The organism is Streptomyces sp. NBC_00704 (assembly GCF_036226605.1).
Classification (GTDB): domain Bacteria; phylum Actinomycetota; class Actinomycetes; order Streptomycetales; family Streptomycetaceae; genus Streptomyces.
The window spans coordinates 2,613,783-2,637,213 of the sequence record NZ_CP109000.1; the positions used below are offsets into that span (position 1 = coordinate 2,613,783).

The window sequence follows — 23,431 nt, forward strand, 5'->3', positions numbered from 1 at the left end:
GACTCTCCGGACGGAAGGACGGCCGACGCGCAACACCAAGCACCGCGGGGAGGGGGTCGGCCTCGACTACAGGCCCTCGCCGCGGCAGCTAAGGAGAAGCAGCCCGAAACGCATAATGCTCCGCAGCCTAGCCGAGCCGCACCGGTTGCGCGGGTCCGTATCAGTATGCGGGACCACCGAAGACAGGTACAGAGAAATAGTGAGAAAGGGGACGAAACGTGTCCCATACCACTCACCGCCGGTGATCTGCCGCGTTTGTCACCGTTTTTCACCGATCATGGTTGCCTGTAGTGACAGGTGGGTAACGCAGTGCAAGGGTGCCGGACATGACGACTCACGGGGGCTCCGAGCCCGTCTTCTGCACCGTCGTACCGCCGCACCTCCTCGACCGGCTGGCGCGCAACGACGACCCCGCGCTCTCCGGTCCCGCCCGGCGCACCCTGCTGCGCGACAGCGAGCTGCGCGGCCGCCGCCGGGTGACCACCGAGTTCCGCCTGGCCGCCGCACCGGCCGCGAAGGCGCCGTCGGACCAGCCGCTGCGGACGATCTACGACTGCGCCCACGGCACCGACCTGCCCGGCGCCAAGGTCCGCTCCGAGGGCCAGGACCCGGGCCGGGACGCGACCGTCAACCGCGCCTACTCCGGCCTCGGCGCCACCTTCGACCTCTACCTCAAGGCCTACCGGCGTCACTCCATCGACGACGACGGCCTGCCCCTGGACGCCAGCGTCCACTACGACGAGGGCTACAACAACGCCTTCTGGAACGGCGAGCAGATGGTGTTCGGCGACGGCGACGGCGAGATCTTCCTCGACTTCACCAACTCCGTCGACGTGATCGGGCACGAGCTGACCCACGGCGTCACCCAGTACACGGCGAACCTGACCTACTACGGCCAGCCGGGCGCGCTCAACGAGTCGATGTCCGACGTGTTCGGCTCGCTCATCAAGCAGTACTCGCTCGGCCAGACGGCCGCGGAGGCGGACTGGCTGATCGGCGCGGGCCTGCTCGCCCCGGACGTCACCGGCTCCGCCCTGCGCTCGATGAAGGCGCCGGGAACCGCCTACGACGACGACGTCCTCGGCAAGGACCCGCAGCCCGCGACGATGGACGGCTACGTCCGCACCGGGCGCGACAACGGCGGCGTCCACATCAACTCCGGCATCCCCAACCACGCGTTCTACCTCGTCGCCACCGCCCTGGGCGGTCACGCCTGGGAGAAGGCGGGCCAGATCTGGTACGACGTGCTGACCGGCGGCGAACTCGGGGAGAGGGCCCTCTTCAACGACTTCGCGGGGCTCACCGTCAAGGCCGCGCGCGAACGGTTCGGCGACGGCGGCGACGAGTCCCAGGCCGTCAAGAAGGCCTGGGAACAGGTCGGGGTGCGGATCCTGTAGTTCCGTACTACACAGGGACCCATGCGTATTCAGGTGAGGCGCACGGGCGGGTTCGCGGGCATCGAGCGCAGGGCCGAGGTGGACACGGCGGGGCGGCCCGACGCCGGCGAATGGCACGCCCTGGCCGAGCAGGCGGTGGCCGGCGGCCGGGGCGCGCCCCCGGCCGTGGTTCCGGACGGCTTCAGCTACGAGATCACCGTGGACGGCGAGCGGGTCTACGCGGCCGACCCCCGGCTCACCGCGGAGCAGCGCACGCTGATCTCGCGGGTGCTGCGGGAAGGGGCGTGAGCGGTTGCCGGCGGGCGCGGGAACGCCCTTTTCACGCCGGGGCGTTGACTTCCTTACCCGGCGGTAAGGATGATCCCGCCCATGGCGAACGATCCGCGTGCCGCGGCCCACCCGATCCCCCCGTTCCCGGCGGACTTCCTCTGGGGCGTGTCCACCTCCGCCCACCAGATCGAGGGCGCGGCCGACGCCCGCGAGCCGTCCGTCTGGGACGCCTTCACCGCCGAGCCGGGCCGGGTCAAGGACGGCTCCACGGCCGCGGTGGCCTGCGACCACTGCCACCGGTACCCGCAGGACGTGGCGCTCCTGTCGGGGCTCGGCGTGGACGCGTACCGCTTCTCCGTCTCCTGGCCGAGGGTGAACTCCCCCGGCGGAGCGGACTTCTACGACCGTCTCGTCGACGAACTGCTCGCCGCCGGCGTCCGGCCGGTCCCCACCCTGTTCCACTGGGACCTGCCGGCGAACCTGGACTGGCTGGAACGCGACACCGCGTACCGGTTCGCGGAGTACGTCTCGACGGTCGTGGGCCGCCTGGGCGACCGCGTCACGAAGTGGATCACCCTCAACGAGCCCGCCGAGCACACCCTGCTCGGCCACGCGCTCGGCACCCACGCCCCCGGCAAGCGGCTGCTCTTCGACGCGCTGCCGGTCGCCCACCACCAGCTCCTCGCCCACGGCCTGGCCGTGCAGGCGCTGCGCGCGGCCGGCGCCGGCGACATCGGCATCGCCAACTCCCACGGCCCGACCTGGCCCGCGTCTCAGGAGCCGGCCGACCTGGAGGCGGCGGCGTTCTACGACGTCCTGCTCAACCGCCTGTTCGCCGAGCCGCTGCTGCTGGGCGAGTACCCGGAGGGACTCGGCGAGCTGATGCCGGGCGACGTGGCGGCCGACCTGAAGGTGATCTCCGAGCCGCTCGACTGGTACGGGATCAACTACTACGCGCCCACCCGGGTCGGCGCGCCGCAGGGCACCGAGATCGAGTTCGGCGGGATCACCATGCCGGCCGAACTGCCCTTCTCCGTGCGGGAGATCGAGGGCGTGCCGGTGACGGACTTCGGCTGGCCGGTGGTCCCCGAGGGCCTCACCGAGCTGCTGACGACCTTCAGGGACCGCTACGGCGACCGCCTGCCGCCCGTCGTCATCACCGAGAACGGCTGCTCCTACGAGGGCCTCGACGACCAGGCCCGCATCGACTACCTGGACGGCCACGTCCGCGCCCTGCACCGGGCGCTGGAGGCGGGCGTCGACGTGCGCGGCTACTTCGTGTGGTCGCTGCTGGACAACTTCGAGTGGGCGGAGGGGTACGCGCGCCGCTTCGGCCTGGTCCACGTCGACTTCGCGACGCAGCAGCGGACCCCGAAGGCGTCGTACGCGTGGCTGCGGGACATGCTGCGCGCGCAGCGCGCGCGGACTCTGGGATGACGACGGCGGACAGCGCCCCGGCGGCCGCACTGGCCGAGCCCGTCGAACGGGTGGGCCGGGGCTGGACGTCGGCCCTGTCGCTGGCCAACGGGGCGATCTGGGTCGGCTGGTACGGCCCGCTGCAGATCCTGCTGGCCTCCCAGGCCGAGGACTTCGCGCCCGGCTCGGGCATGTCGAAGGAGACGATGCTGGCCTGGGTGACCGGCGCCGGCGCGGTCGTCTCGCTGGCCGCCAATCCGGTCTTCGGCGCCCTGTCGGACCGGACGACGTCCCGCCGGGGCCGGCGCACCCCGTGGATCGCGGCCGGGGCGGCCGGCGGCGCGCTGTCCCTGCTGCTGCTCGCGGGCGCGGACGGTGTGTGGACGATGGCGCTGGGCTGGTGCCTGGTCCAGCTGACCCTGAACGCGTCCTTCGCCGCGGTGACGGCGGCCGTGCCCGACCAGGTGCCCCGGCTCCAGCGGGGCTCGGTGGGCGGCTGGCTGGGCGCGGCGCAGATCCTCGGCGTGGTCGGCGGCACCGGGCTCGCCACGGTCGCCGGGGGCGTCGGATCGGGGTACGCGGCCTGCGCGGTGTTCACGCTGGCCGGCGTGCTGCCGTACGTCGTGCGGTACGAGGACCTGCGGCTGGCGGAGGCGGACCGGCCGCCCTGGTCGTGGCGGGGCTTCGCGGCCGGCTTCTGGCTGAGCCCGCGCCGCCACCCCGACCTCGGCTGGGCCTGGCTGACCCGCTTCCTGATGAACCTGAGCAACGCGCTGGTGCTGCTGTACCTCCTGTACTACCTGCGCGACCGCCTGCACCACGCCGACCCCGAGCAGGGCGTGCTGGTCCTGACGGCGGTGAACGGGCTGACGCTGCTGGCCACGGTCGTCGTCGGCGGCGTCTGGTCGGACCGGGTGGGGCGGCGCAAGCCGTTCGTGATCTGGTCCGGGGCGCTGATGGCGGTGGCGACGGCGGCGCTGGCGGTCTGGCAGACCTGGCCGGGGGCGATCGTCGCGGCGGCGGTGCTGGGGATCGGCTTCGGCGTGTTCACCTCGGTCGACTTCGCGCTGATGACGGACGTGCTGCCCGCGGCCGGGGACCGCGGCAAGGACCTCGGCGTCATCAACGTGGCCAACTCCCTCCCCCAGGTCGCGGCCCCCGCCCTCGCCGCGCCGATCGTGACCCACCTGGGCGGCTACCGGACGCTGTACCTGGTGGCCGCGGCCGTCGGGCTCGCGGGGGCGGTGCTGGTGCGGCGGATCCGGGGGGTGGACTAGAGCTGGTCCGCCCGCCGGACACGGGGTCCGGCGGGCGGTCACCCGGGATCGGGCGGTCAGAGGGCTCCGGCCGCGCGGGCCGCGTAGACGCTCGGGTACAGCGGGCGGTAGCCGAGTTCACGGCGGATGCGCTCGGTCGACATCACCTGGAAGAACGGGTCGGGGTCGGAGCGCTCGTGGAGTTCGGCCGGGACGGCGGCCCCGTTCAGCTGGTGCAGCTCGACCGCGGTCACGGGGGCGTCGTCGGCGACGTTGTAGATCCGGCCGGCGATGCCCGGCGCGTGCAGGAGGCGCAGCAGGCCCTGGGCCACGTCGGCATGGTGGCCCATGTGCAGCCGCTGGGCCGCCGCCCACCGCCCGGCCCAGGTCAGCGCCTGGGCGAGATGCGGGTCCCCCTCGCCGTAGACGAAGGGGAGCCTGGCGACGCCCACGTCCAGGCCCTCCAGGGCGAGCAGCTGCCGCTCGGCCTGCGCCTTCGCCTCCGGGTAGGCGCCCCACCACGCGCCGCCGGGCCGCGTCTCGTCCTCCTCGGTCAGCGGGCGGCCCCGGCCGAGGCCGTACACCAGTCCCGTGCTGACCTGGACGAAGCGCCGGGCGCCGGCGGCGAGCGCGGCGCGGCCGAGTTCTACGGCCGCGTCCCGGTTGACGGCCCGCGCCTCGTCGTCCGGGACGCCCCGGAACGCCGCCGCGATGTTCACCACCGCGTCCGCCCCGGCCACCGCCCTGCCGAGCGCCTCCGCGTCCCGCAGATCGCCGGTCAGCACCTCGGCGCCGAGCTGCGCGAAGGGCTCCGCGCGGGCGGCGTCCCGCACCAGCACCCGCACCCGTTCCCCCGGCCGGGCCTGTGCCAGCAGCCTCGGCACGAACCTCCGGCCGACCTGTCCCGTCGTGCCCGTCACCAGTGTCAGCATCGTCGTCCACTCCTCTTGTCCGGTGCTCCCAGCCTCGGACGGAGCGGGCCGGGGCGGGAGAGACCCGTCGATCAGGGGACCGGCGGTCCCTGGATAAGACGGGCTGCCTGGCGCAGTCTGGAGAGGTGAACCGCACCGAACTCGCCGACTTCCTGCGCCGCGGGCGTGCCCGCCTGGCCCCCTCGGACGTGGGTCTCGCCCCGGGCGCCCGGCGCCGCACGCCGGGGCTGCGGCGTGAGGAGGTGGCACAGCTGGCCGGCATGTCGGTGGACTACTACACGCGGCTGGAGCAGTGCCGGGGACCGCGGCCGTCGCGGCAGATGCTGGCGGCGCTGGCCCGTGCGCTGCGCCTCACCGACGTCGAACGCGACCACCTGTTCCACCTGGCCGGCGAGGAGCCGCCGCGCCACGGGACGGCGTCGCGGCACGTGACGCCCGGGCTGCTGCTGATCCTGGACCGGCTGGACGACACCCCCGCGCAGGTGGTGACCGACTGCGGCGAGGTCCTGGCGCAGAACGCGATGGCCCGGGCGCTGACCCTCGACGTGATGTCCCGCCCCCGGCGCGAGCGCAACCTGCTCCGCCGCTACTTCCTGGACCGCGAGGCGCGCGATCTGTTCCCGCGGGAGGACCGGGAGGAGCACGCCCGCGTGCACGTGGCCAACCTGCGCGCGGTGACCGCCGCACGCCCCGACGATCCGGAACCGGCCGCGCTGGTGGCCGAACTCCGCTCCGGGAGCGAGGAGTTCGCCCGGCTGTGGGAGGAACACGAGGTGTCCCTGCGCCACCGGGCGACGAAACGCTTCCTGCACCCCGTGGTGGGCCTGCTGGAGCTGGACTGCGAGGTCCTGCTCAGCCACGAGCACCACCAGCTCCTGGTGATCCACACGGCCCGCCCGGGCACCGAGGCCCACGCGCGGCTCGGGCTGCTGCGCGTGGTGGGGCTCCAGGACATGTCCCCGCAGACCGCCTAGGACGCGTCTGGAACCCGCGCCGTCCAGTCGCGTCTAGAACCCCAGCTTGCGCAGCTGCTTGGGGTCGCGCTGCCAGTCCTTGGCGACCTTCACGTGCAGGTCCAGGAAGACGGGCGTGCCGAGCAGGGCCTCGATCTGCTTGCGGGACTTGATGCCGACGTCCTTCAGGCGCTTGCCCTTGGGGCCGATGATGATGCCCTTCTGGCTGGGGCGCTCGATGTAGATGTTGGCGTGGATGTCCAGCAGCGGCTTGTCGGCGGGACGGTCCTCGCGCGGGAGCATCTCCTCGACGACGACCGCGATGGAGTGCGGCAGCTCGTCGCGGACGCCCTCCAGCGCCGCCTCGCGGATCAGCTCGGCGACCATCACCTGCTCGGGCTCGTCCGTCAGGTCGCCCTCGGGGTACAGCGGCGGGCTGTCCGGCAGCATCGGGATCAGCAGGTCGGCGAGCAGCTCGACCTGCTCCCCCGCGACGGCGGACACCGGCACGATCTGCGCCCACTCGATGCCCAGCTCCTTGCCGAGCTGGTCGATGGCGATGAGCTGCTCGGCGAGCGTCTTGGAGTCCACCAGGTCCGTCTTGGTGACGACCGCGATCTTCGGGGTGCGCTTGATCCCGGCCAGTTCCTTGGCGATGAACCGGTCGCCGGGGCCCAGCTTCTCGTTGGCCGGCAGGCAGAAACCGATGACGTCGACCTCGGCCCAGGTGGCGCGCACGACGTCGTTCAGCCGCTCGCCGAGCAGCGTGCGCGGCTTGTGCAGACCGGGGGTGTCCACCAGGATCAGCTGGGCCTCGGGGCGGTGCACGATGCCCCGGACCGTGTGCCGGGTGGTCTGCGGACGGTTCGAGGTGATCGCCACCTTCTTCCCGACCAGAGCGTTCGTGAGGGTGGACTTGCCCGCGTTGGGGCGGCCCACGAAGCAGGCGAAGCCGGCACGGTGGGCGGACTCGGCCGACTGCTCGGATGACAGGTTGCGAACGCTCATGGCCCCCATTCTCCCTGATTCACGAAGCCCCGCCGTACACACGAGCGGCAGGGCCCCCTCCGGTGAGCCCCCGGAAACCTCCACGCAACGAAACGTCACGGAAACATGTCCGTACACAACCGGAAACGCGGGGCGGTGACCCTCTGACGAGCCCCCGCACCGTTGGAGACCCCGTGACTCTGGCCGCCGCCCACGCGAACACCGGTGACACCGCCTGGCTGCTCGCCGCCACCGCCCTCGTCCTGCTGATGACGCCCGGTCTGGCGCTCTTCTACGGCGGCATGGTCCGCACCAAGAGCGTCCTCAACATGCTCATGATGAGCTTCGTGTCGATCGCTCTGGTCACCGTGGTGTGGCTGGCGGCCGGCTACTCCCTCGCCTTCGGCGACGACGTCGCCGGCGGGCTGATCGGCGGCCTGGACCACGCCGGCATGGCGGGGCTGGGCCCGGACAGCCTCCACGGCACCGTCCCCACCCTCCTGTTCGCGACCTTCCAGCTCACCTTCGCTGTCATCACCGCCGCCCTGATCAGCGGCGCGATCGCGGACCGGGCGAAATTCGGGGCGTGGCTGGTCTTCGTGCCCGTGTGGACGCTCCTCGTATACGTTCCCGTCGCGCACTGGGTCTGGGGCCCCGGCGGCTGGATTCTGGAGCGGCTCGGCGCGCTGGACTTCGCCGGCGGCCTCCCGGTCGAGATCACCTCCGGCGCCTCCGGTCTGGCCCTGTGCCTGGTCCTCGGCCCGCGCCTGGGCTTCAAGAAGGACGCGATGCGCCCGCACAACCTGCCCATGGTGATGCTGGGCGCGGGTCTGCTCTGGTTCGGCTGGTTCGGCTTCAACGCGGGCTCCGCCCTGGGCGCCAACGGCCTGGCGGCCGCCGCCTTCCTCAACACCCTCGCCGCCGGCTGCACCGGCCTGCTGGGCTGGCTCTTCGTCGAGCAGAAGCGCGACGGCCACCCCACGACGCTGGGCGCGGCCTCCGGAGCGGTCGCGGGCCTGGTGGCGATCACCCCGTCGTGCGGGACCGTCTCGCTGCTCGGCGCGCTGGTCGTGGGCCTGGCCGCCGGCGTCGTCTGCTCGTACGCCGTGGGCTGGAAGTTCAAGCTGAACTACGACGACTCCCTCGACGTGGTCGGCGTGCACCTGGTCGGCGGCGTCATCGGCACGCTGCTGATCGGCGTCTTCGCGGTGGACGGCATGACCGGCGGCGCGCAGGGCCTGCTGTACGGCGGCGGGCTCGCCCAGCTGGGCCGGCAGCTGGTCGCGGTGGCCGTCGTGGCCGTGTACGCCTTCACCGTGACCTACGGCATCGGCCGACTGCTCGACGCGGTGATCGGACTACGGGCGGACGAGGACCACGAGCACACCGGGCTGGACCTTACGGTGCACGCCGAGACGGCATACGATCACGGCGTCCTGGGCCATGGCGCCCCGGTCTCCGCGCACTCCGTCGTCTCCGCCCAGAAGGTCAAGCCACAGGCATGAAGCTCATCACCGCGATCGTCAAGCCCTACCGCCTCGACGAAGTGAAGACGGCCCTGCAGGAGCTGGGCGTGCACGGTCTGACCGTGACCGAGGCCAGCGGCTACGGCCGGCAGCGCGGCCACACCGAGGTGTACCGGGGCGCCGAGTACCAGGTCGACCTCGTGCCCAAGGTCCGGATCGAGGTCGTCGTCGAGGACGCCGAGTCCGAGCCCGTCATCGACGCGATCGTGCGCGCCGCCCACACCGGCAAGATCGGCGACGGCAAGGTGTGGGCGGTGCCGGTCGAGACGGTCGTGCGGGTGCGCACCGGCGAGCGGGGTCCGGACGCGCTGTAGCGTCAGCCTCCGGCGGGCCGGCCGGCTTTCGACTGCGGCTGCGCAGGGGCGGGTCGCGCCGTTCCCCGCGCCACCCGGCGGCTCTGCCCTCCGGGCCCTCGCCGCCCACGCCGCCGTCTGACGAGGAATCCCGCCCCGGCCGCGATCGCCGCTGCCACGAACGCCACCACCAGCCAGGGCACCGCCACGAAGGACGCCGTCGCCGACTCGTTCGTGTGCGTGGCGGTCGCCGTCAGCCTGACGTCGGTCCGGTCCAGCTGGGGGGCGCCGGCCCAGCGTTCGGTGAGGCGCACGCGCTGGCCCGGCAGCAGCTGGGAGGGGACCTTCTTCAGGTCCCGGCTGAGGAGGGTGCGGCCGAACAGACCGCGCGCCGTCAGCCGCACGGCCGGTTCCAGGGTGACGTTGCCCGTGTTGTGCAGCGTGTAGGAGATCGTCGCCGTGCTGTCCCCGGTACCGGGGATCACCGGCTGGTGGTGGTCGACCCGCACGTTCTCGACGGCCAGGGCGGGCAGGGTGGGGCCGCCGACCTGGAGGTGGACGCGGGCGCCGACCGCCCGCTGCACGCCGAGCGCCAGGGAGCCGCCGCCGTCGTCGACCCGCTCGTCGAGGGCGACGATCGCCCCCGGGTGGTCGCCGGGCTCGGCGCCCTCGGGCACCACGACGGTGAACGGCACGGTGACGGCCTTGCCGCCGGGGACGGTGACCCGGTCCCGCGAGAGCCGCGCCCACGCGCCCACGCCCCGCATCCGCTCGCCCGGCGACTTCACGGCGAACCCGCCGTCGCGCGCGGTGTTGTAGGCGTCGGCCGCGTACAGCCGGAACGACAGGGGGCGGGCCGTTTTGTTGGCGACGACGACCTTGTCCTCGATCGTCTGCCCGGGATCGGCGGAGACGTAGAAGTAGGGCCGCGCGGCGACGGCCGAGGAGACGGGGTAGACGGACCAGCTGCCGTTGTCGGCGGCCCGGGCCGGCGCGGCCGGCAGCAGGCAGAGCGCGAAGGCGAGCAGGGACAGCACGGGCAGGACGGACAGGCGGGGCAGGACGGGCAGGCGGGGCAGGAGGAGGGCGTGCGGCTTGCGCATGGGTGCGGGCCCCTCACCGACTGGGTGGACGGGCGGGTGCGGCCCCCTGTGGGGGGACGCCCGGCCACCGGTGGACGTGATGCGTACGCTCAGGTGAGCGTCAGGGTCAGGACCGCGGCGTAGCTGCCCGCGGGCGTGAACGCCGGTACATCGAGGGACAGTTGCGCGTCGGCGGTGAACTCGCCGCCGGTGGCCGTGCCGTCGGGCGTGGACGCCAGGGTCGCCCCCGCGGAGCCGACGGCGCCCGCGGAACCGGCCTGACAGGTGCTCGGGCTGCCCGCCTTCGTCGTGCACGCGGGCGTCCAGCTCAGCTTGCCGGCGTCGATCTTCGCGCCGGGGCCGCTGAAGTCGGTCACCTTGCCGGTCAGGGACCAGCCCGCGGGTCCGCCGCGGAAGTCCTTGACGGTGACGGTCTGCAACGCGCCGGTCGAGGCGCCGCCCTGCCCGAACTGGACCGCGGACAGCTGGACGGCGTCCCCGGCCTGGGACATCGACAGCGTGCCCGCCCGGACCGTGGCGGTCACCTTCTGGCTGCCCGCCGGCACGGGATGATCGTCGATCACGACGTACGCGACCGGCCCCGCGCCGAGGTCCGCGCTCCACGCGCCGCCCTCGTACGCCACCACACCGGTCGTGGTGAGGTCGTTGACGACGAGCGAGCCGGAGATCGCGCCCTGGGCGTTCGCGGTCACGGTCGCCGTGTCCGCGGTCTGGGCCGCCCCGGAACGCCCGGCCAGCGTCACCGACGCGCCCGGGGTGAAGCCGCTGCCGGTGACGGCGACGGCCGCGCCCGGACCGCCCGACGCCGAACCCAGCGAGAGGGCACGGGCGTTGGCGGGCGGGTCGTCGGCCGCCGTGACCGTCTCCGACACCGGGGCCGGCGGGTCGGTCACCGTGCAGGGCGTGTCCAGTTCCAGGATGTAGCTGGTGTGGATGTTGTAGTCGCCGGGCGAGAGGGAGATCGCGCCGGGCGCGGTGACCGTGAACGTGCCGGTCATGGAGAACGACGGGAAGACGCCCTTGCCGGGCACCGGGTCGTTCTTCTTCGGGCCGGTGACGGTGACGCTGCCGGTCTGCGCGCCGCCCAGGGTCACCTTCCCCGTGGGCGTCATGATGTCGGCCGGCAGGGCGAGATCGGTGGGGTTGTTGGCGGCGGGCGTGACCACCGTGTACGTCACGGTGACGGTGTCGCCGACCTTGGCGCTCGTCTTGTCCGCGGTGACCTTCGCGGTGGTGGTGCCGTCGATCGGCGGGAGGCCCGCGATCGCCGGCGGGATGCAGTGCGTGGGGAAAGCGACGTCGGTCGCGGCGCCGGCGGGACACGCCAGCGCGCCCCCCGCGGTCACCGCGAGCACGGTGACCCCGAGCAGGGACGCCCAGCGCCGTCTTCGCGGACCTCGGGTACTTCGGGACCTCAGGGGTGAAGCCATGGTTGCCCCCTCCTCCGGGGAGTGCGGGCGCAGCGGCTCTTCTGCGCCGACAGGGGGCATTGAGATGCCCGCCGCACGAGAAGTCAATGGAGACGGCGCGGTCAACTGATGGACCGTCAGCTTCCTGTTGCGGCAGGAAGCCGACGGTCCCTTGGCGCTGTTCCCGGGAGCGATCGGTCAGAACACGAACGGTCCGGGCGCCTGCGGCCCGGAGGAGGTACAGGTGACGGTGATTCCGAAGACGACCATCTTCAGGGAGCCCTTGTAGAAGTCGAGGCTGTCACCGGCGGCCACGGTCCCGTTGAGCGGCCCGACCACGATCGGGGCGCCGGTGGGCATGGCGGGGTTGACCGTGCCGCTGAAGACGCGGGCGGCGCCGGTCGAGTTCGCCATGGTGAGCGTCGAACTGATGCTGTTCGCGCCGATCGGGATCGGCGCGGTGATCGCGGTGGAGGACAGGGTGAGGGTGGCCGCGGTGCCGCTCTGGGTGGCCGTGAGGGTGGCGGCGCCGCCGCCGAACAGACCGCAGTTCGCGGTCGTGGTGGCCGTCGTCGGCGTGACGGCGGCGGCAGAGGGCGCGAACACCAGCCCGGTGACCGCGAGGGTCCCGGCCAGCAGTGCCGCACCTGATCCGATTCGTTTGCCTCTCATGGTGTTTCCGGCTCCTTCCCGGATGTGGGGAGACGGACGGCCGAAAACGGGACGGGTGGGTGCGGGCACCGGTGCCGGTGGGGGTGATCTGACGGTCCGTCGGAAACGTACGGTCTCATTGACGCGGGCCGGACCGTGCGACGGCAAGGCCGATTTCCGGCCTAGTTACGACACCCGGCCCGAAGGGCTGCGCTTGTGCCCATGCCGGTGATCCCACAGGCGGGTCGCCCGCCGTGGCAGCGGGCCCAGGCGGGGTCGGCCGCCATGCCGCCATGCCGACGGGTCCAGGGCGGGTCGGCCGCCGTGGCAGCGGGCCCAGGCCGGGTCGGCCGCCATGCCGCCATGCCGACGGGCCCAGGCCGGGTCGGCCGCCATGGCAGCGGGCCCAGGCCGGGTCGGCCGCCATGCCGCCATGCCGACGGACCCAGGCCGGGTCAGCCGCCATGCCGACGGGCCCAGGCCGGGTCAGCCGCCATGGCAGCGGGCCCAGGCCGGGTCAGCCGCCATGGCAGCGGGCCCAGGCCGGGTCAGCCGCCATGGCAGCGGGCCCAGGCCGGGTCAGCCGCCATGGCAGCGGGCCCAGGCCGGGTCAGCGGCCATGCCGACGGGTCCAGGCCGGGTCGGCCGCCGTGGCAGCGGGCCCAGGCGGGTCGGCCGCCGTGCCGGGCGGCGGCCGGTGGGGTTCAGGCCGCGGAATGGGGCGGCCGCCCGTGGCAGCGGGCCCGCGAGACCGGGCGACCGCCGGCGCCGTCGGACCTGGGCGGCGGCCGGCTGCCCGTGAGGTCAGCCGCCGAGCCGGACGGCCGCCGAGCCGGACGGCCGCCGTGCCGGGCGGCGGGCCACGCCGGACGGCCGCCGGTGGGGTTCAGCCCGCGGAAAGGGGCGGCCGTCTCCGGGGGTTGGGCGCGCCGGGAGGGGTGGCCACTCCTGGGGGTCAGCCCGCCGAGAGGGTGTGGCGGACCGTGCCGTCCGGTGCGGCGAGCAGGACCGGGGTTCCCGGGCCGCCGAGATCGCGCACGGCGGCGAGATCGTCCTCGGCCGCCTCCTCCGACGACGTCACCACCGCCGCCGCCTCCAGCGACCCCGCGCCGGACGCCACCGCCATCGCCACCGCCGTCCGCAGCGCGCTCAGCCGCAGGGACGGCAGCTCCACCGTCGCGGCGACATAGGTGCGTCCCGTGTCGTCCCGCACGGCGGCGCCCTCTGGCACGCCGTTGCGGGCCCGCGCGGAACGGGCCAGGGTGACGATCTTGCGGTCCTCGGGGTCGAGCGCGTTGCTGTCGGTCATGCCCCGAGCATACGAAGGGGCGGGCCGCCCGACCGGACGCGGGGTGGGCGGGCCCCCGCCGGACGGCGTCGCGTCACGACCGGTCCAGGCGCAGCCGCTCGGCCCGCGGCAGACCCGCCACCACCAGGTCGTAGGAGTCCTCGATCAGCTCCCTGACCAGCCGGTCCGGGAGGCCGCCGTCGACCGTGACGGTGTTCCAGTGGCGTTTGTTCATGTGGTAGCCGGGGCCGATCAGGTCCGGATGGTCCGCGCGCAGCCGCACCGCGTCCTCGGGATCGCACTTGAGGTTGACCTTCAGCGGCCGCTCGCCCGCCCAGCTCAGCGCGAACATCCTGCCCAGGACCTTGAAGACCGGGATCTCCGGGCGGAAGGGGAACTCCTCGGTCACCGCGTTGAAGGACAGACAGAAGGACCGCAGCTCCTGGGGCGTCACTCGGGACTCGTCTCCTCCTGCGGCGGATCCACCGGATCGACCGGCTCCACCAGCACCGTCACGATCTTGTTGCGGCGGCCGGCCGCGGCCTCCGCCGTCAGCCGCAGCTTGCGCCCGTCGGGCAGCTCCACCTCGGAGGACGCCCCGGCGATCGGCACCCGGCCCAGGGCCTTGGCCAGCAGTCCGCCGACGGTCTCCACGTCCTCGTCGTCGTACTCCTCCAGGCCGTACAGCTCGCCCAGGTCGGTGATGTCGAGACGGGCGGTGACCCGGTAGCGGTCGCCGCCCAGCTCCTCCACCGGCGGCAGCTCGCGGTCGTACTCGTCGGTGATCTCGCCGACGATCTCCTCCAGGATGTCCTCGATGGTGACGATGCCGGCCGTGCCGCCGTACTCGTCGATGACGACGGCGACGTGGTTGCGGTCCTGCTGCATCTCCCGCAGCAGGTCGCCGGCGTTCTTGGTGTCCGGCACGAACGCGGCGGGCCGCATCGCCGTCGACACCAGCTCGCCCTCGGCGTCGCGGCTGATGTGCGTCTTGCGGACCAGGTCCTTCAGATACACGATGCCGACGACGTCGTCCTCGTTCTCGCCGGTCACCGGTATCCGGGAGAACCCGGAGCGCAGGGCGAGGGTCAGGGCCTGGCGGATGGTCTTGAACCGCTCGATGACCACGAGGTCGGTGCGCGGGACCATGACCTCGCGCACCAGGGTGTCGCCCAGCTCGAAGACGGAGTGCACCATGCGGCGCTCGTCGTCCTCGATCAGCGACTCCTTCTCGGCCAGGTCGACCAGCGCGCGCAGCTCCGCCTCGGAGGCGAAAGGGCCGCGGCGGAAGCCCTTGCCGGGGGTCAGCGCGTTGCCGATGAGGATCAGCAGCGACGGGATCGGGCCCATGATCCGGGCCAGCGGGAGCAGCACGTACGCGGCCGCCGTCGCGGTGTTCAGCGGATGCTGGCGGCCGATGGTCCGCGGGGACACGCCGACGGCGACGTACGAGACGAGGACCATCACGCCGATCGCCGCGAGCAGCGCCGGGGCGGTGCCGTCGATCTGCCGCAGGCAGGCGTAGGTGACCAGTGCCGCGGCCGCCATCTCGCACGCCACCCGGACCAGCAGCGCCACGTTGAGGTAGCGGGTCGGGTCGGCGGCGATCTGCGCGAGCTTGGCGCTGCCCCGCCGCCCGGAGCGCACGGCCTCCTCGGCGCGGAAGCTGGAGACGCGCGCGAGGCCCGCCTCCGCGCAGGCGGCGAGCCAGGCGACGACGACCAGGGCGATGGCGCCGGCGACGAGGGTGGGGCTCATGAGACGGTCGGGGCCGGGGAGGGACCGGTCATACCCTTCTCCGCACGCCAGCCGTCCACGATGGCGGCCTGAAGGCCGAACATCTCGGCCTTCTCGTCGGGCTCCTCGTGGTCGTAGCCGAGGAGGTGCAGCACTCCGTGGACGGTGAGCAGTTGCAGCTCCTCGTCCATGGAGTGCTCCGTGGGCGCCTCCTTGCCCTGCCGCTCGGCGACCTCGGGACACAGCACGATGTCGCCGAGGAGGCCCTGCGGGGGCTCGTCGTCGTCCTTGGACGGCGGCCGCAGCTCGTCCATCGGGAAGGACATGACGTCCGTCGGGCCGGGCAGGTCCATCCACTGGATGTGCAGCTGCTCCATGGCGTCGGCGTCCACGACGATCACCGACAGCTCGGAGAGCGGGTGGATGCGCATCCGCGCGAGGGCGTAGCGGGCGATGTCGAGGATCGCCTGCTCGTCGACCTCGGTTCCGGACTCGTTGTTGACGTCGATCGACATGGTGCTGACTTGTCTACTTCCGCTTGGTGCGGCCGCCCTTGTGGGCGCCGTTCTCCGTACCGTTGTCGCTGTCGTACTTCTCGTACGCGTCGACGATACGGCCGACCAGCTTGTGCCGGACGACGTCCTGGGACGACAGGCGGGAGAAGTGGACGTCGTCGACGCCTTCGAGGATGTCCTGGACCTGCCGCAGACCCGACTTGGCGCCGCCCGGCAGGTCGACCTGCGTGACGTCGCCGGTGATCACGATCTTCGAGTCGAAGCCGAGCCGGGTGAGGAACATCTTCATCTGCTCGGGGCTCGTGTTCTGGGCCTCGTCCAGGATGATGAAGGCGTCATTGAGCGTGCGACCCCTCATGTACGCCAGCGGCGCGACCTCGATGGTGCCCGCCGCCATCAGCTTCGGGATCGAGTCCGGGTCCAGCATGTCGTGCAGGGCGTCGTACAGGGGACGCAGGTAGGGGTCGATCTTCTCGTACAGGGTGCCGGGGAGGAAGCCGAGGCGTTCGCCGGCCTCGACCGCGGGGCGGGTCAGGATGATGCGGTTGACCTGCTTGGACTGGAGGGCCTGGACCGCCTTGGCCATGGCCAGGTAGGTCTTGCCGGTGCCCGCGGGGCCGATGCCGAAGACGATCGTGTGCTTGTCGATCGCGTCGACGTACCGCTTCTGGTTGAGGGTCTTGGGTCTGATGGTGCGGCCGCGTGAGGACAGGATGTTCTGCGTCAGAACCTCGGCCGGGGTCTCCTGGCCGTCACTCGTCCCGTTCTCACTCGCCCGCAGCATGGCGATCGAGCGTTCCACTGCGTCCTCCGTCATCGGCTGCCCGGTGCGGAGCACCAGCATCATCTCGTCGAACAGGCGCTGGATGAGGGCGACTTCCCGCACGTCGCCGGTCGCGCTGATCTCGTTGCCCCGGACGTGGATGTCGGCCGCCGGGAAGGCCGTCTCGATCACGCGCAGGAGGGAGTCGCCGGATCCCAGCACGGTCACCATGGGGTGCTGGGCGGGAACGGTGAACTGTGCTCTCGCCTTGCCCTGCGCGGGCGTCTGAGCTGTGGGTGTCTCAGTCATAGACCGGCCCGAAGGCCTCTGCGTCCTCCCGGATGCGTCTCGCTCGCCACGAGGGCGGCCTGGCGAGTTCAAGGGTACGCCAGGGGGCTGACAACGCCGTAGTGGTTTTGTCATGCCCGGTCGACCGTCGCGGCGGTCATGCCGAGCGGCCGAAACCGATCGTGGGAACGGCCCGGCGCAGCGGCCAGGGGGCGGTGTCCCGCGTCTTCGGGAGGAGTTCAGGCAGCAGGCGGTCCAGGAAGGCGTACCGTCGCAGCGCCTCGGGGTCCTGGCCCCGCACCGACTGGACCTTGCTCCACCAGGCGGCGATCTCGGACCAGCCGGGGGCGGAGAGGGAGCCGCCGAACTCCTGGACGGAGAGGGCGGCGGTGAGGCCGGCGAAGGCGAGGCGGTCGGCGAGCGGCCAGTCGGCCAGGGTGCCGGTGACGAAGCCGGCCACGAAGACGTCACCGGCGCCGGTGGGGTCGAGGGCCTCGACGGCGATGGCCGGGACCTCGGCGGACTCGCCGGTGCGCCGGTCGACGGCGTACGCGCCGTCCGCGCCGAGCGTGACGACGGCGAGCGGCACATGGGCGGTGAGGGCGTGGGCGGCGGCGCGGGGGCAGGTGGCGCCGGTGTAGCGCATGGCCTCCTCCGCGTTCGGCAGGAAGGCCTCGCAGTGCGCGAGGTCGGTGAGGCCGGCCAGGTCCCAGGCGCCGGTGTCGTCCCAGCCGACGTCGGCGAAGACGCGGGTGCCGCGGCTCGCCGCCTGGGCGATCCAGGGGGCGCTGCGGCCGGGGGTGAGGGAGGCGACGGCGGCGCGGGCGTGCGGGGGGAACTCGGGCGCGGGTTCCTCGGGGGGCGGTTCGTGGCCGTGCGAGACCATGGTGCGCTCGCCCTCGTAGGCCATGGAGACGGTGACGGAGGAGTGCCAGCCGGGGACCGTGCGCGAGGTGCTGAGGTCGATGCCCTCGCCGTGTTCGAGGGCGTCCCAGCAGTACTCGCCGTAGTGGTCGTCGCCGAAGGCGGCGGCGAGGGAGGTGCGCAGGCCGAGGCGGGCGAGGGCGGTGGCCATGTTGGCGACGCCGCCGGGACTCGATCCCATGCCGCGCGCCCAGGACTCGGTGCCGCGCACGGGGGCGGAGTCGAGGCCGGTGAAGACGATGTCGAGGAAGACGTCACCGGTGAGGTAGACGTCCCAGGGCGGATCGTCGGGGGCGCGTCGGGCGGCCAGCGGGTCGACCCGGGCGGCCGGGCGGTGCTGGCCGGTGCGGTGGTGGTGTCCCTCTCCGGCGGACGCGTATGACGCGGTCACGGTGCGCTCCCTGACGTGGTGCCGATCCGGCCAGTGTGCACCACGGGGCCGACAGCGGGCGGTGCGTCACGCCGGGGGCGCGGCCCGGGCTCGGGGCCCGGCGCCCGCGGCGGTCGGCGTCAGGGTGCGGGAGGGCGTGCGGGGTGGTGGGGGGTCACCAGCGGGGGACGGCGGGGGTGACCCATCCGGGTTCGGCGACGCGCATGGCGGCGGCGTCGTCGCGTTCGCGCAGCGCGCCGTCGTCGTCCAGCCAGCGGCGGTGGAGGAGGTCGAGCCGGTCGCGGTCGAGTTCGACGCCGAGGCCGGGCGCGTCGGAGACGGCGACCCTGCCGTCGTCGAAGACGAGCCGTTCGGTGAGGACGTCCTCGGACTGCCAGGGGTAGTGGGAGTCGCAGGCGTGGCGGAGGTCGGGGACGGTGGCGGCGACGTGGGTCATCGCGGCCAGTGAGATCCCGAGGTGGGTGTTGGAGTGCATGGAGACGGCCACGCCGAACGTGCGGCAGACGGCGGCGAGTTCGCGGGTGTTGCGCAGTCCGCCCCAGTAGTGGTGGTCGGAGAGGACGACCTGGACGGCGTCGCGGGCGAAGGCCTCCTTGATCTCGGCGAACGTGGTGACGCACATGTTGGTGGCGAGCGGCACGTCGGTGCGGGCGGCGACCTCGGCCATGGCCGGGGTGCCGAGTGCGGGGTCCTCCAGGTATTCGAGGAGGTGGCCGATGTCGCGGGCGACGCGCAGCGAGGTGTCCACGGACCAGGCGCCGTTGGGGTCGAGGCGCAGGGGGTGGCCGGGGAAGGCGTCGGCGAGGGCGCGGACGGCGGCGATCTCCTCGTCGGGCGGGAAGACGCCGCCCTTGAGCTTGAAGGAGGTGAAGCCGTGGCGCTCCTTGAAGCGGCGGGCCTGCTCGACCACGGAGGCCGGGTCGAGGGCGGCGCCCCAGTCGTCCTTCTCGGCGGGGACGCCGTCGGGGTGGGCGGCCCATTTGTAGAAGAGGTAGGCGCTGTACTCGACGGCGTCGCGCACCTTGCCGCCGAGCAGGGCGTGCACGGGCAGGCCGAGTGCCTTGCCGAGGGCGTCGAGGCAGGCGACCTCGAAGGCGGAGACGACGGACAGGCGCAGTTTGTCGGCGGTCTGCACGCCGCGCAGTCCGCCGACGTCGACCTGGGAGGAGATCCGGGATCCGTCGACGCCGACGTCGTCGGCGATCGCGAACAGGCCGTTCACATCGCTGACCTGGCGTCCTGTCAGGCGTTGGGCGAAGGGGCGGGCGAGTTCGAGGTACTTGGTGTCGCCGTAGGTCTCGCCGACGCCGGTGATCCCGGCCGCGGTGACGACCTCGACGATCAGGCGGGGGGTGTAGGGCTGGTGGACGCCCTGGGTGTTGAGCAGGGGCGGGTCGGCGACCAGGATCGGGGTGAGGCGGACGTCGGTGATCGTGAGGTCGGGGCTCACAGGGTGGCTCCCACGAGGTCGAGGCCGGTTTCCAGGAGGGCTCCGAGGTCGGCCAGGTCGGCGGGCGAGGGCTCGGTGAGCGGGGCGCGGACGGGGCCGACGGGTCGGCCGCGCAGCCGGGCCGCCGCCTTGACCAGGGACACGGCGTAGCCGGGCACGCGGTCGCGGAGTTCGACGAGGGGGACGTAGAAGTCGCGCAGCAGCCGTTCCACCGGCTTGCCGTGGGCGCCGTCGCCGTCGCGCAGGGCGGTGAAGAAGGCGTCGGCGATCTCGGGGGCGAAGGCGTGGACGGCGGAGGAGTAGGCGGGGACGCCGACGGCGGCGTAGGCGCGGGCCTGGACCTCGGCGGTGGCGGCGCCGTTGAAGAAGAGGAAGCCGTCCGGGGCGGCGAGGGTGAGGCGCTGGAGCCGGTCGAGGTCGCTGTGGCCGTCCTTGAGGCCGATGACGTTCGGGATGCGGGCGATGCGTCTCAGGGACGCGGCGGTGTAGGCGACCTGGCCGCGCTGGTAGGCGATGAGGGGCAGCCGGGTGCGGGCGGCGAGCTGCTCCAGCTGGGCGACGAGGCCGTCCTGCGGGGCGGCGACGAGGTAGTGCGGCAGGACGAGGAGGGCGTCGGCGCCGGCCTCTTCGGCGATGCGGGCGAAGCGGGCGGCCTGGGCCCAGCCGTAGCCGACGCCGGCGACGACGGGGAGGCGGCCGCCGGCCTCCTCGACGGCGACCGTGACGACCTGCCGGTACTCGTCCTCGTCGAGGGAGAAGAACTCTCCGGTGCCGCAGGCGGGGAAGAGGGCGCCGGGGGCGGTGGCGATCTGGGCCGCGACATGGGCGCGGAAGCCGTCGGGGTCGAGGGAGCCGTCGTCGTGGAAGCTGGTGAGCGGGAAGGACAGGACCCCGCGGGCCATGCCGTCCCGCAGGCGCCGGACCGTGTCGCGGACCGGCTCGTCGGTCGCGTCTCTTTCGAGGGTCACCCTCGCCATCTCCCTATGTAGACGTCATCCATGTATGGAAATGGAGGTTAGATACACGAACGTCGCTCGTCAATGCGGCCGCTCCCGCGCTTACCATCGACGCATGTCGGAGACAGGGGGCGTGCGCGAGGTGAAGTCCGCGGCGCGCACGGTCGAGCTGCTGGAACTGCTCGCGGCGCGCGCGGACCGGCCCGCGCGGCTCCAGGAGCTGGCCGACGAGCTGGGGGTGCCGCGCAGCTCGATGTACGCGCTCCTCCAGACCCTGGTCGGCCGGGGCTGGGTGCGCACGGACGTCACCGGCTCGCTCTACGGCATCGGCATCCACGCCCTGCTGACCGGCACCGGCTACCTCGACTCCGATCCGCGCGTGCGCCTGGTGCGGCCCTTCCTCGACGAGGCGTCCGAGTCGCTGGGCGAGACGATCCACCTCGGGCGGCTCGACGGCCGGGGGGTGGCCTATCTGGCGACGCGCGAGTCGCACGAATACCGGCGCACGCTCAGCCGGGTCGGACGGCGGCTGCCCGCGCACGCCGGCGCGCTCGGCAAGGCGCTGCTGGCGGAGCGGCCGGACGGCGAGCTGCCCGAGGGGCCCTACGAGGCGCTCACCCCGCACACCCGCACCAGCCGGGAGGCGCTGCTGGCCGACCTCGCCGAGGTGCGGGCGCGCGGCCACTCCGTGGACCGCGAGGAGGGCGTCCCCGGCATCGTGGGTTTCGGCTTCGCCCTGCGCTACGACGTCCCCGCCCAGGACGCGATCAGCTGCTCGGTGCCGGTGTCCCGGCTGACGCCCGGACACGAGGAGCGGATCGTCGCGGTGATGCGGGAGATCAGGGCCGCGATCGAGTCGACGGCGCCCGACTCCGCCGGCGGCGCGGACTGGCGATAGCCGGGTCCCGGCCGACGGCCGCCGCGCCCGGTCCCGGCTTCGGCGCGGGCGCGGGCTCCGGCGCGGCTCCGGGAGCCGGGCTCCGGGGCCGTTGCAGGGCGTTCGGTCGGGTCAGAAGGTGTAGGCGTCGACCTCGGCGAGACACCGGGCCCGGCGCTCCTCGTCGTCCTCCAGGAAGGAGGCGACGAAGGAGTTGCGGGCCAGTTCGCGCAGCCGCTCCTCGCTCAGGCCGAGGCTCGCGCGGACGGCGTCGAAGTTGTCGCCCGCGTAGCCGCCGAAGTAGGCGGGGTCGTCGGAGTTGACGGTGCAGACGAGCCCCGCGTCGAGCATGGCCGGCAGCGGGTGTTCGGCGAGGACGTCGACGGTGCGCAGCCGGACGTTGGACAGCGGGCACAGGGTCAGCGGGATCCGCTCCCGCACCAGCCGCTCCACCAGCGCCGGGTCCTCCATGCAGCGCAGGCCGTGGTCGACGCGCTCGACGCCGAGGACGTCCAGCGCCTCGGTGATGTAGCGCGGCGGCCCCTCCTCGCCGGCGTGCGCCACCCGCCGCAGCCCGAGCGCGGCCGCCGCCGCGTACACCTCGCGGAACTTCGCCGGCGGATGCCCGACCTCGGCGGAGTCCAGCCCGACGCCGGTGATCCGGTCGAGGTAGGGCTTCGCCGCGTCCAGCGTCTCCAGCGCCGACTCGGCGGTCTCGTCGCGCAGGAAGCACAGGATCAGCCGGGTGGAGACGCCGTGGACGTCCTCGCTGCGGCCCAGCGCCCGCCACAGCCCCTCCACGACCGTGCCCATGCCGACGCCCCGCGCGAGGTGGGCCTGCGGGTCGAAGAAGATCTCGGCGTGCCGCACGCCCTGGGCGGCCGCCCGGGCCAGGTAGGCGTTCGCGAGGTCCTCGAAGTCCCGCTCGGTGCGCAGCACCGCCATCAGCTCGTAGTACAGGTTCAGGAAGGACTGCAGGTCCTCGAACCGGTACGCCTCCCGGAGCGCCTCGGTGTCGGCGTACGGCAGCGCGACCCCGTTGCGGGCGGCCAGCTCGAAGGCCAGCTCGGGCTCCAGGGTGCCTTCGATGTGCAGGTGCAGTTCAGCTTTGGGGATGGGCATCAGAGCATCGTACGGCCGCTTCAGCTGCGTTTCGGAACCGGCACTCGTTGGAGGTCGTGCGCCACGGTCAGTTCTCCCTCGAAGCCGGCGGCCCGCGCCTGCCGCTCGAACTCCGCGGGCTCGGAGTAGCGCTGGCTGAAGTGCGTGAGGACGAGGTGCCGCACTCCCGCGTCCCGTGCCGCCCGGGCCGCCTGACCGGCGGTCAGGTGCCCGTGGTCGACGGCGAGCCGCTCGTCCTCGTCGAGGAAGGTCGACTCGACGACGAGCAGGTCGGCGCCCTCGGCGAGGGCGTGCACCCCCTCGCAGAGCCGGGTGTCCATGACGAACGCGAACCGCTGTCCGCGGCGCACCTCGCTGACGTCGTCGAGCGACACCCCGCCGACCGAGCCCTCCCGCTGGATCCGGCCCACGTCCGGCCCCCGCACGCCGTGCGCGGCCAGCAGCTCGGGCAGCATGCGGCGCCCGTCGGGCTCGACGAGCCGGTAGCCGTAGGACTCGACGGGGTGCGAGAGCAGGGCGGCCTCCAGGCGGTAGGAGGAGGCGGTCGCCAGGACGCCGTCGCCGTCCACCGGGGCCTCGGTGACGCCGACGGTCTCGCGGTAGGCGGTGGAGTAGCGCAGCCGCTCGAAGAAGCGCTGCCCGGAGCGCGGGTAGTGCGCGGTGACCGGGTGCGGGACCCGGTCGAGGTTGATCCGCTGGATGACCCCGGCCAGGCCGAGGGAGTGGTCGCCGTGGAAGTGGGTGACGCAGATCCGGTGGATGTCGTGCGCGGCGACGCCGGCGCGCACCATCTGGCGCTGAGTGCCCTCGCCCGGGTCGAAGAGGATGCCCTCGCCGTCCCAGCGCAGGAAGTAGCCGTTGTGGTTGCGGTGCCGGGTGGGGACCTGGCTGGCGGTGCCGAGGACGACGAGTTCGCGTACGGACACG

23 protein-coding genes are annotated in these 23,431 nt (G+C 73.1%); 8 read left to right on the forward strand and 15 right to left on the reverse strand.

Going from position 1 to position 23,431, the window contains the following annotated elements; genetic code table 11:
- Positions 1–326 precede the first annotated feature (326 nt).
- From OG802_RS11485 to OG802_RS11500, 4 genes are all read left to right on the forward strand, one after another.
- Positions 327–1,397, forward strand: coding sequence for a M4 family metallopeptidase (locus OG802_RS11485; protein WP_329409695.1), 1,071 nt, complete (start codon positions 327–329; stop codon positions 1,395–1,397).
- A gap of 21 nt (positions 1,398–1,418) precedes the next feature.
- The gene (locus OG802_RS11490; protein WP_329409697.1) at positions 1,419–1,685 is read left to right on the forward strand and encodes a protealysin inhibitor emfourin; all 267 of its coding nucleotides are present in this window, start codon (positions 1,419–1,421) and stop codon (positions 1,683–1,685) included.
- A gap of 81 nt (positions 1,686–1,766) precedes the next feature.
- Positions 1,767–3,104 carry a GH1 family beta-glucosidase gene (locus OG802_RS11495; RefSeq protein WP_329409698.1) on the forward strand — a complete coding sequence of 446 codons (1,338 nt, stop codon included), beginning with the start codon at positions 1,767–1,769 and terminating at the stop codon, positions 3,102–3,104.
- Entirely contained in the window at positions 3,101–4,360 is a 1,260-nt protein-coding gene (locus OG802_RS11500; protein WP_329409700.1) for an MFS transporter, read from the forward strand. Before OG802_RS11495 ends, OG802_RS11500 begins: the two co-directional genes overlap by 4 nt.
- Positions 4,361–4,416: 56 nt before the next feature.
- Here OG802_RS11500 and OG802_RS11505 read toward each other — a convergent pair whose 3' ends face one another.
- A complete protein-coding gene (locus tag OG802_RS11505; protein WP_329409701.1) occupies positions 4,417–5,271 on the reverse strand; it encodes an NAD-dependent epimerase/dehydratase family protein in 855 nt (284 codons plus the stop codon).
- 125 nt (positions 5,272–5,396) lie between these two features.
- Between OG802_RS11505 and OG802_RS11510 the strand changes: the two genes are divergently transcribed.
- The gene (locus OG802_RS11510) at positions 5,397–6,245 is read left to right on the forward strand and encodes a helix-turn-helix transcriptional regulator (RefSeq protein WP_329409703.1); all 849 of its coding nucleotides are present in this window, start codon (positions 5,397–5,399) and stop codon (positions 6,243–6,245) included.
- A gap of 33 nt (positions 6,246–6,278) precedes the next feature.
- On the opposite strand, the gene era is transcribed toward OG802_RS11510, so the two are convergent.
- The gene (era, locus tag OG802_RS11515) at positions 6,279–7,232 is read right to left on the reverse strand and encodes a GTPase Era (protein ID WP_329409705.1); all 954 of its coding nucleotides are present in this window, start codon (positions 7,230–7,232) and stop codon (positions 6,279–6,281) included.
- A gap of 173 nt (positions 7,233–7,405) precedes the next feature.
- Here era and OG802_RS11520 point away from each other — a divergent pair, with 173 nt between their 5' ends.
- Both OG802_RS11520 and OG802_RS11525 read left to right on the forward strand, forming a co-directional pair.
- On the forward strand, positions 7,406–8,716 hold the full coding sequence (locus OG802_RS11520; protein ID WP_329409707.1) for an ammonium transporter: 1,311 nt from the start codon (positions 7,406–7,408) through the stop codon (positions 8,714–8,716).
- Complete coding sequence (locus OG802_RS11525; RefSeq protein WP_329409708.1) at positions 8,713–9,051, forward strand: P-II family nitrogen regulator; 339 nt, start codon at positions 8,713–8,715, stop codon at positions 9,049–9,051. Before OG802_RS11520 ends, OG802_RS11525 begins: the two co-directional genes overlap by 4 nt.
- A gap of 2 nt (positions 9,052–9,053) precedes the next feature.
- Here the strand turns inward: OG802_RS11525 and OG802_RS11530 are convergent, their stop codons facing one another.
- The 11 genes from OG802_RS11530 to OG802_RS11580 form a co-directional block, all read right to left on the reverse strand.
- Positions 9,054–10,133, reverse strand: coding sequence for a COG1470 family protein (locus OG802_RS11530; RefSeq protein ID WP_329409710.1), 1,080 nt, complete (start codon positions 10,131–10,133; stop codon positions 9,054–9,056).
- An 89-nt stretch (positions 10,134–10,222) separates the two neighbouring features.
- Entirely contained in the window at positions 10,223–11,563 is a 1,341-nt protein-coding gene (locus tag OG802_RS11535; RefSeq protein WP_329409711.1) for a beta-xylosidase, read from the reverse strand.
- A gap of 177 nt (positions 11,564–11,740) precedes the next feature.
- On the reverse strand, positions 11,741–12,214 hold the full coding sequence (locus OG802_RS11540; protein ID WP_329409712.1) for a hypothetical protein: 474 nt from the start codon (positions 12,212–12,214) through the stop codon (positions 11,741–11,743).
- Between the two features lie 934 nt (positions 12,215–13,148).
- Positions 13,149–13,502: a cytidine deaminase gene (locus tag OG802_RS11545; RefSeq protein WP_329409714.1), complete on the reverse strand. Its 354-nt coding sequence runs from the start codon at positions 13,500–13,502 to the stop codon at positions 13,149–13,151.
- A gap of 73 nt (positions 13,503–13,575) precedes the next feature.
- Positions 13,576–13,935: an MmcQ/YjbR family DNA-binding protein gene (locus OG802_RS11550; protein WP_329409715.1), complete on the reverse strand. Its 360-nt coding sequence runs from the start codon at positions 13,933–13,935 to the stop codon at positions 13,576–13,578.
- Positions 13,932–15,239 (reverse strand): hemolysin family protein, encoded by a 1,308-nt coding sequence (locus OG802_RS11555; protein ID WP_329409717.1) that lies wholly within the window; start codon positions 15,237–15,239, stop codon positions 13,932–13,934. The genes OG802_RS11550 and OG802_RS11555 overlap by 4 nt, the downstream gene beginning before the upstream one ends.
- On the reverse strand, positions 15,236–15,733 hold the full coding sequence (ybeY, locus tag OG802_RS11560) for an rRNA maturation RNase YbeY (RefSeq protein ID WP_329409718.1): 498 nt from the start codon (positions 15,731–15,733) through the stop codon (positions 15,236–15,238). Before ybeY ends, OG802_RS11555 begins: the two co-directional genes overlap by 4 nt.
- Positions 15,734–15,746: 13 nt before the next feature.
- Complete coding sequence (locus tag OG802_RS11565) at positions 15,747–16,805, reverse strand: PhoH family protein (protein ID WP_329409720.1); 1,059 nt, start codon at positions 16,803–16,805, stop codon at positions 15,747–15,749.
- A gap of 136 nt (positions 16,806–16,941) precedes the next feature.
- Positions 16,942–18,099, reverse strand: coding sequence for a carbohydrate kinase family protein (locus tag OG802_RS11570; RefSeq protein WP_329409721.1), 1,158 nt, complete (start codon positions 18,097–18,099; stop codon positions 16,942–16,944).
- 154 nt (positions 18,100–18,253) lie between these two features.
- Positions 18,254–19,549 carry a glucarate dehydratase family protein gene (locus OG802_RS11575; protein ID WP_329409723.1) on the reverse strand — a complete coding sequence of 432 codons (1,296 nt, stop codon included), beginning with the start codon at positions 19,547–19,549 and terminating at the stop codon, positions 18,254–18,256.
- Positions 19,546–20,526: a 5-dehydro-4-deoxyglucarate dehydratase gene (locus tag OG802_RS11580; RefSeq protein ID WP_329409725.1), complete on the reverse strand. Its 981-nt coding sequence runs from the start codon at positions 20,524–20,526 to the stop codon at positions 19,546–19,548. Before OG802_RS11580 ends, OG802_RS11575 begins: the two co-directional genes overlap by 4 nt.
- A 94-nt stretch (positions 20,527–20,620) precedes the next feature.
- Between OG802_RS11580 and OG802_RS11585 the strand changes: the two genes are divergently transcribed.
- Positions 20,621–21,403, forward strand: a complete 783-nt coding sequence (locus OG802_RS11585) for an IclR family transcriptional regulator (protein WP_329409726.1) — start codon at positions 20,621–20,623, stop codon at positions 21,401–21,403.
- A gap of 111 nt (positions 21,404–21,514) precedes the next feature.
- Here the strand turns inward: OG802_RS11585 and OG802_RS11590 are convergent, their stop codons facing one another.
- Together OG802_RS11590 and OG802_RS11595 are read right to left on the reverse strand one after the other, a co-directional pair.
- Positions 21,515–22,504, reverse strand: a complete 990-nt coding sequence (locus OG802_RS11590; RefSeq protein WP_329409728.1) for an adenosine deaminase — start codon at positions 22,502–22,504, stop codon at positions 21,515–21,517.
- A 20-nt stretch (positions 22,505–22,524) separates the two neighbouring features.
- A complete protein-coding gene (locus OG802_RS11595; protein WP_329409729.1) occupies positions 22,525–23,430 on the reverse strand; it encodes a ribonuclease Z in 906 nt (301 codons plus the stop codon).
- Between the last annotated feature and the right edge of the window lies 1 nt (position 23,431).

Coding starts and splice junctions, on each gene's coding strand:
- OG802_RS11485 (WP_329409695.1), top strand. CDS start 327: ATGACGACTCACGGGGGCTCCGAGCCCGTCTTCTGCACCGTCGTACCG.
- OG802_RS11490 (WP_329409697.1), top strand. CDS start 1,419: ATGCGTATTCAGGTGAGGCGCACGGGCGGGTTCGCGGGCATCGAGCGC.
- OG802_RS11495 (WP_329409698.1), top strand. CDS start 1,767: ATGGCGAACGATCCGCGTGCCGCGGCCCACCCGATCCCCCCGTTCCCG.
- OG802_RS11500 (WP_329409700.1), top strand. CDS start 3,101: ATGACGACGGCGGACAGCGCCCCGGCGGCCGCACTGGCCGAGCCCGTC.
- OG802_RS11505 (WP_329409701.1), bottom strand. CDS start 5,271: ATGCTGACACTGGTGACGGGCACGACGGGACAGGTCGGCCGGAGGTTC.
- era (WP_329409705.1), bottom strand. CDS start 7,232: ATGAGCGTTCGCAACCTGTCATCCGAGCAGTCGGCCGAGTCCGCCCAC.
- OG802_RS11525 (WP_329409708.1), top strand. CDS start 8,713: ATGAAGCTCATCACCGCGATCGTCAAGCCCTACCGCCTCGACGAAGTG.
- OG802_RS11530 (WP_329409710.1), bottom strand. CDS start 10,133: ATGCGCAAGCCGCACGCCCTCCTCCTGCCCCGCCTGCCCGTCCTGCCC.
- OG802_RS11535 (WP_329409711.1), bottom strand. CDS start 11,563: ATGGCTTCACCCCTGAGGTCCCGAAGTACCCGAGGTCCGCGAAGACGG.
- OG802_RS11540 (WP_329409712.1), bottom strand. CDS start 12,214: ATGAGAGGCAAACGAATCGGATCAGGTGCGGCACTGCTGGCCGGGACC.
- OG802_RS11545 (WP_329409714.1), bottom strand. CDS start 13,502: ATGACCGACAGCAACGCGCTCGACCCCGAGGACCGCAAGATCGTCACC.
- OG802_RS11555 (WP_329409717.1), bottom strand. CDS start 15,239: ATGAGCCCCACCCTCGTCGCCGGCGCCATCGCCCTGGTCGTCGTCGCC.
- ybeY (WP_329409718.1), bottom strand. CDS start 15,733: ATGTCGATCGACGTCAACAACGAGTCCGGAACCGAGGTCGACGAGCAG.
- OG802_RS11565 (WP_329409720.1), bottom strand. CDS start 16,805: ATGACTGAGACACCCACAGCTCAGACGCCCGCGCAGGGCAAGGCGAGA.
- OG802_RS11580 (WP_329409725.1), bottom strand. CDS start 20,526: ATGGCGAGGGTGACCCTCGAAAGAGACGCGACCGACGAGCCGGTCCGC.
- OG802_RS11585 (WP_329409726.1), top strand. CDS start 20,621: ATGTCGGAGACAGGGGGCGTGCGCGAGGTGAAGTCCGCGGCGCGCACG.
- OG802_RS11590 (WP_329409728.1), bottom strand. CDS start 22,504: ATGCCCATCCCCAAAGCTGAACTGCACCTGCACATCGAAGGCACCCTG.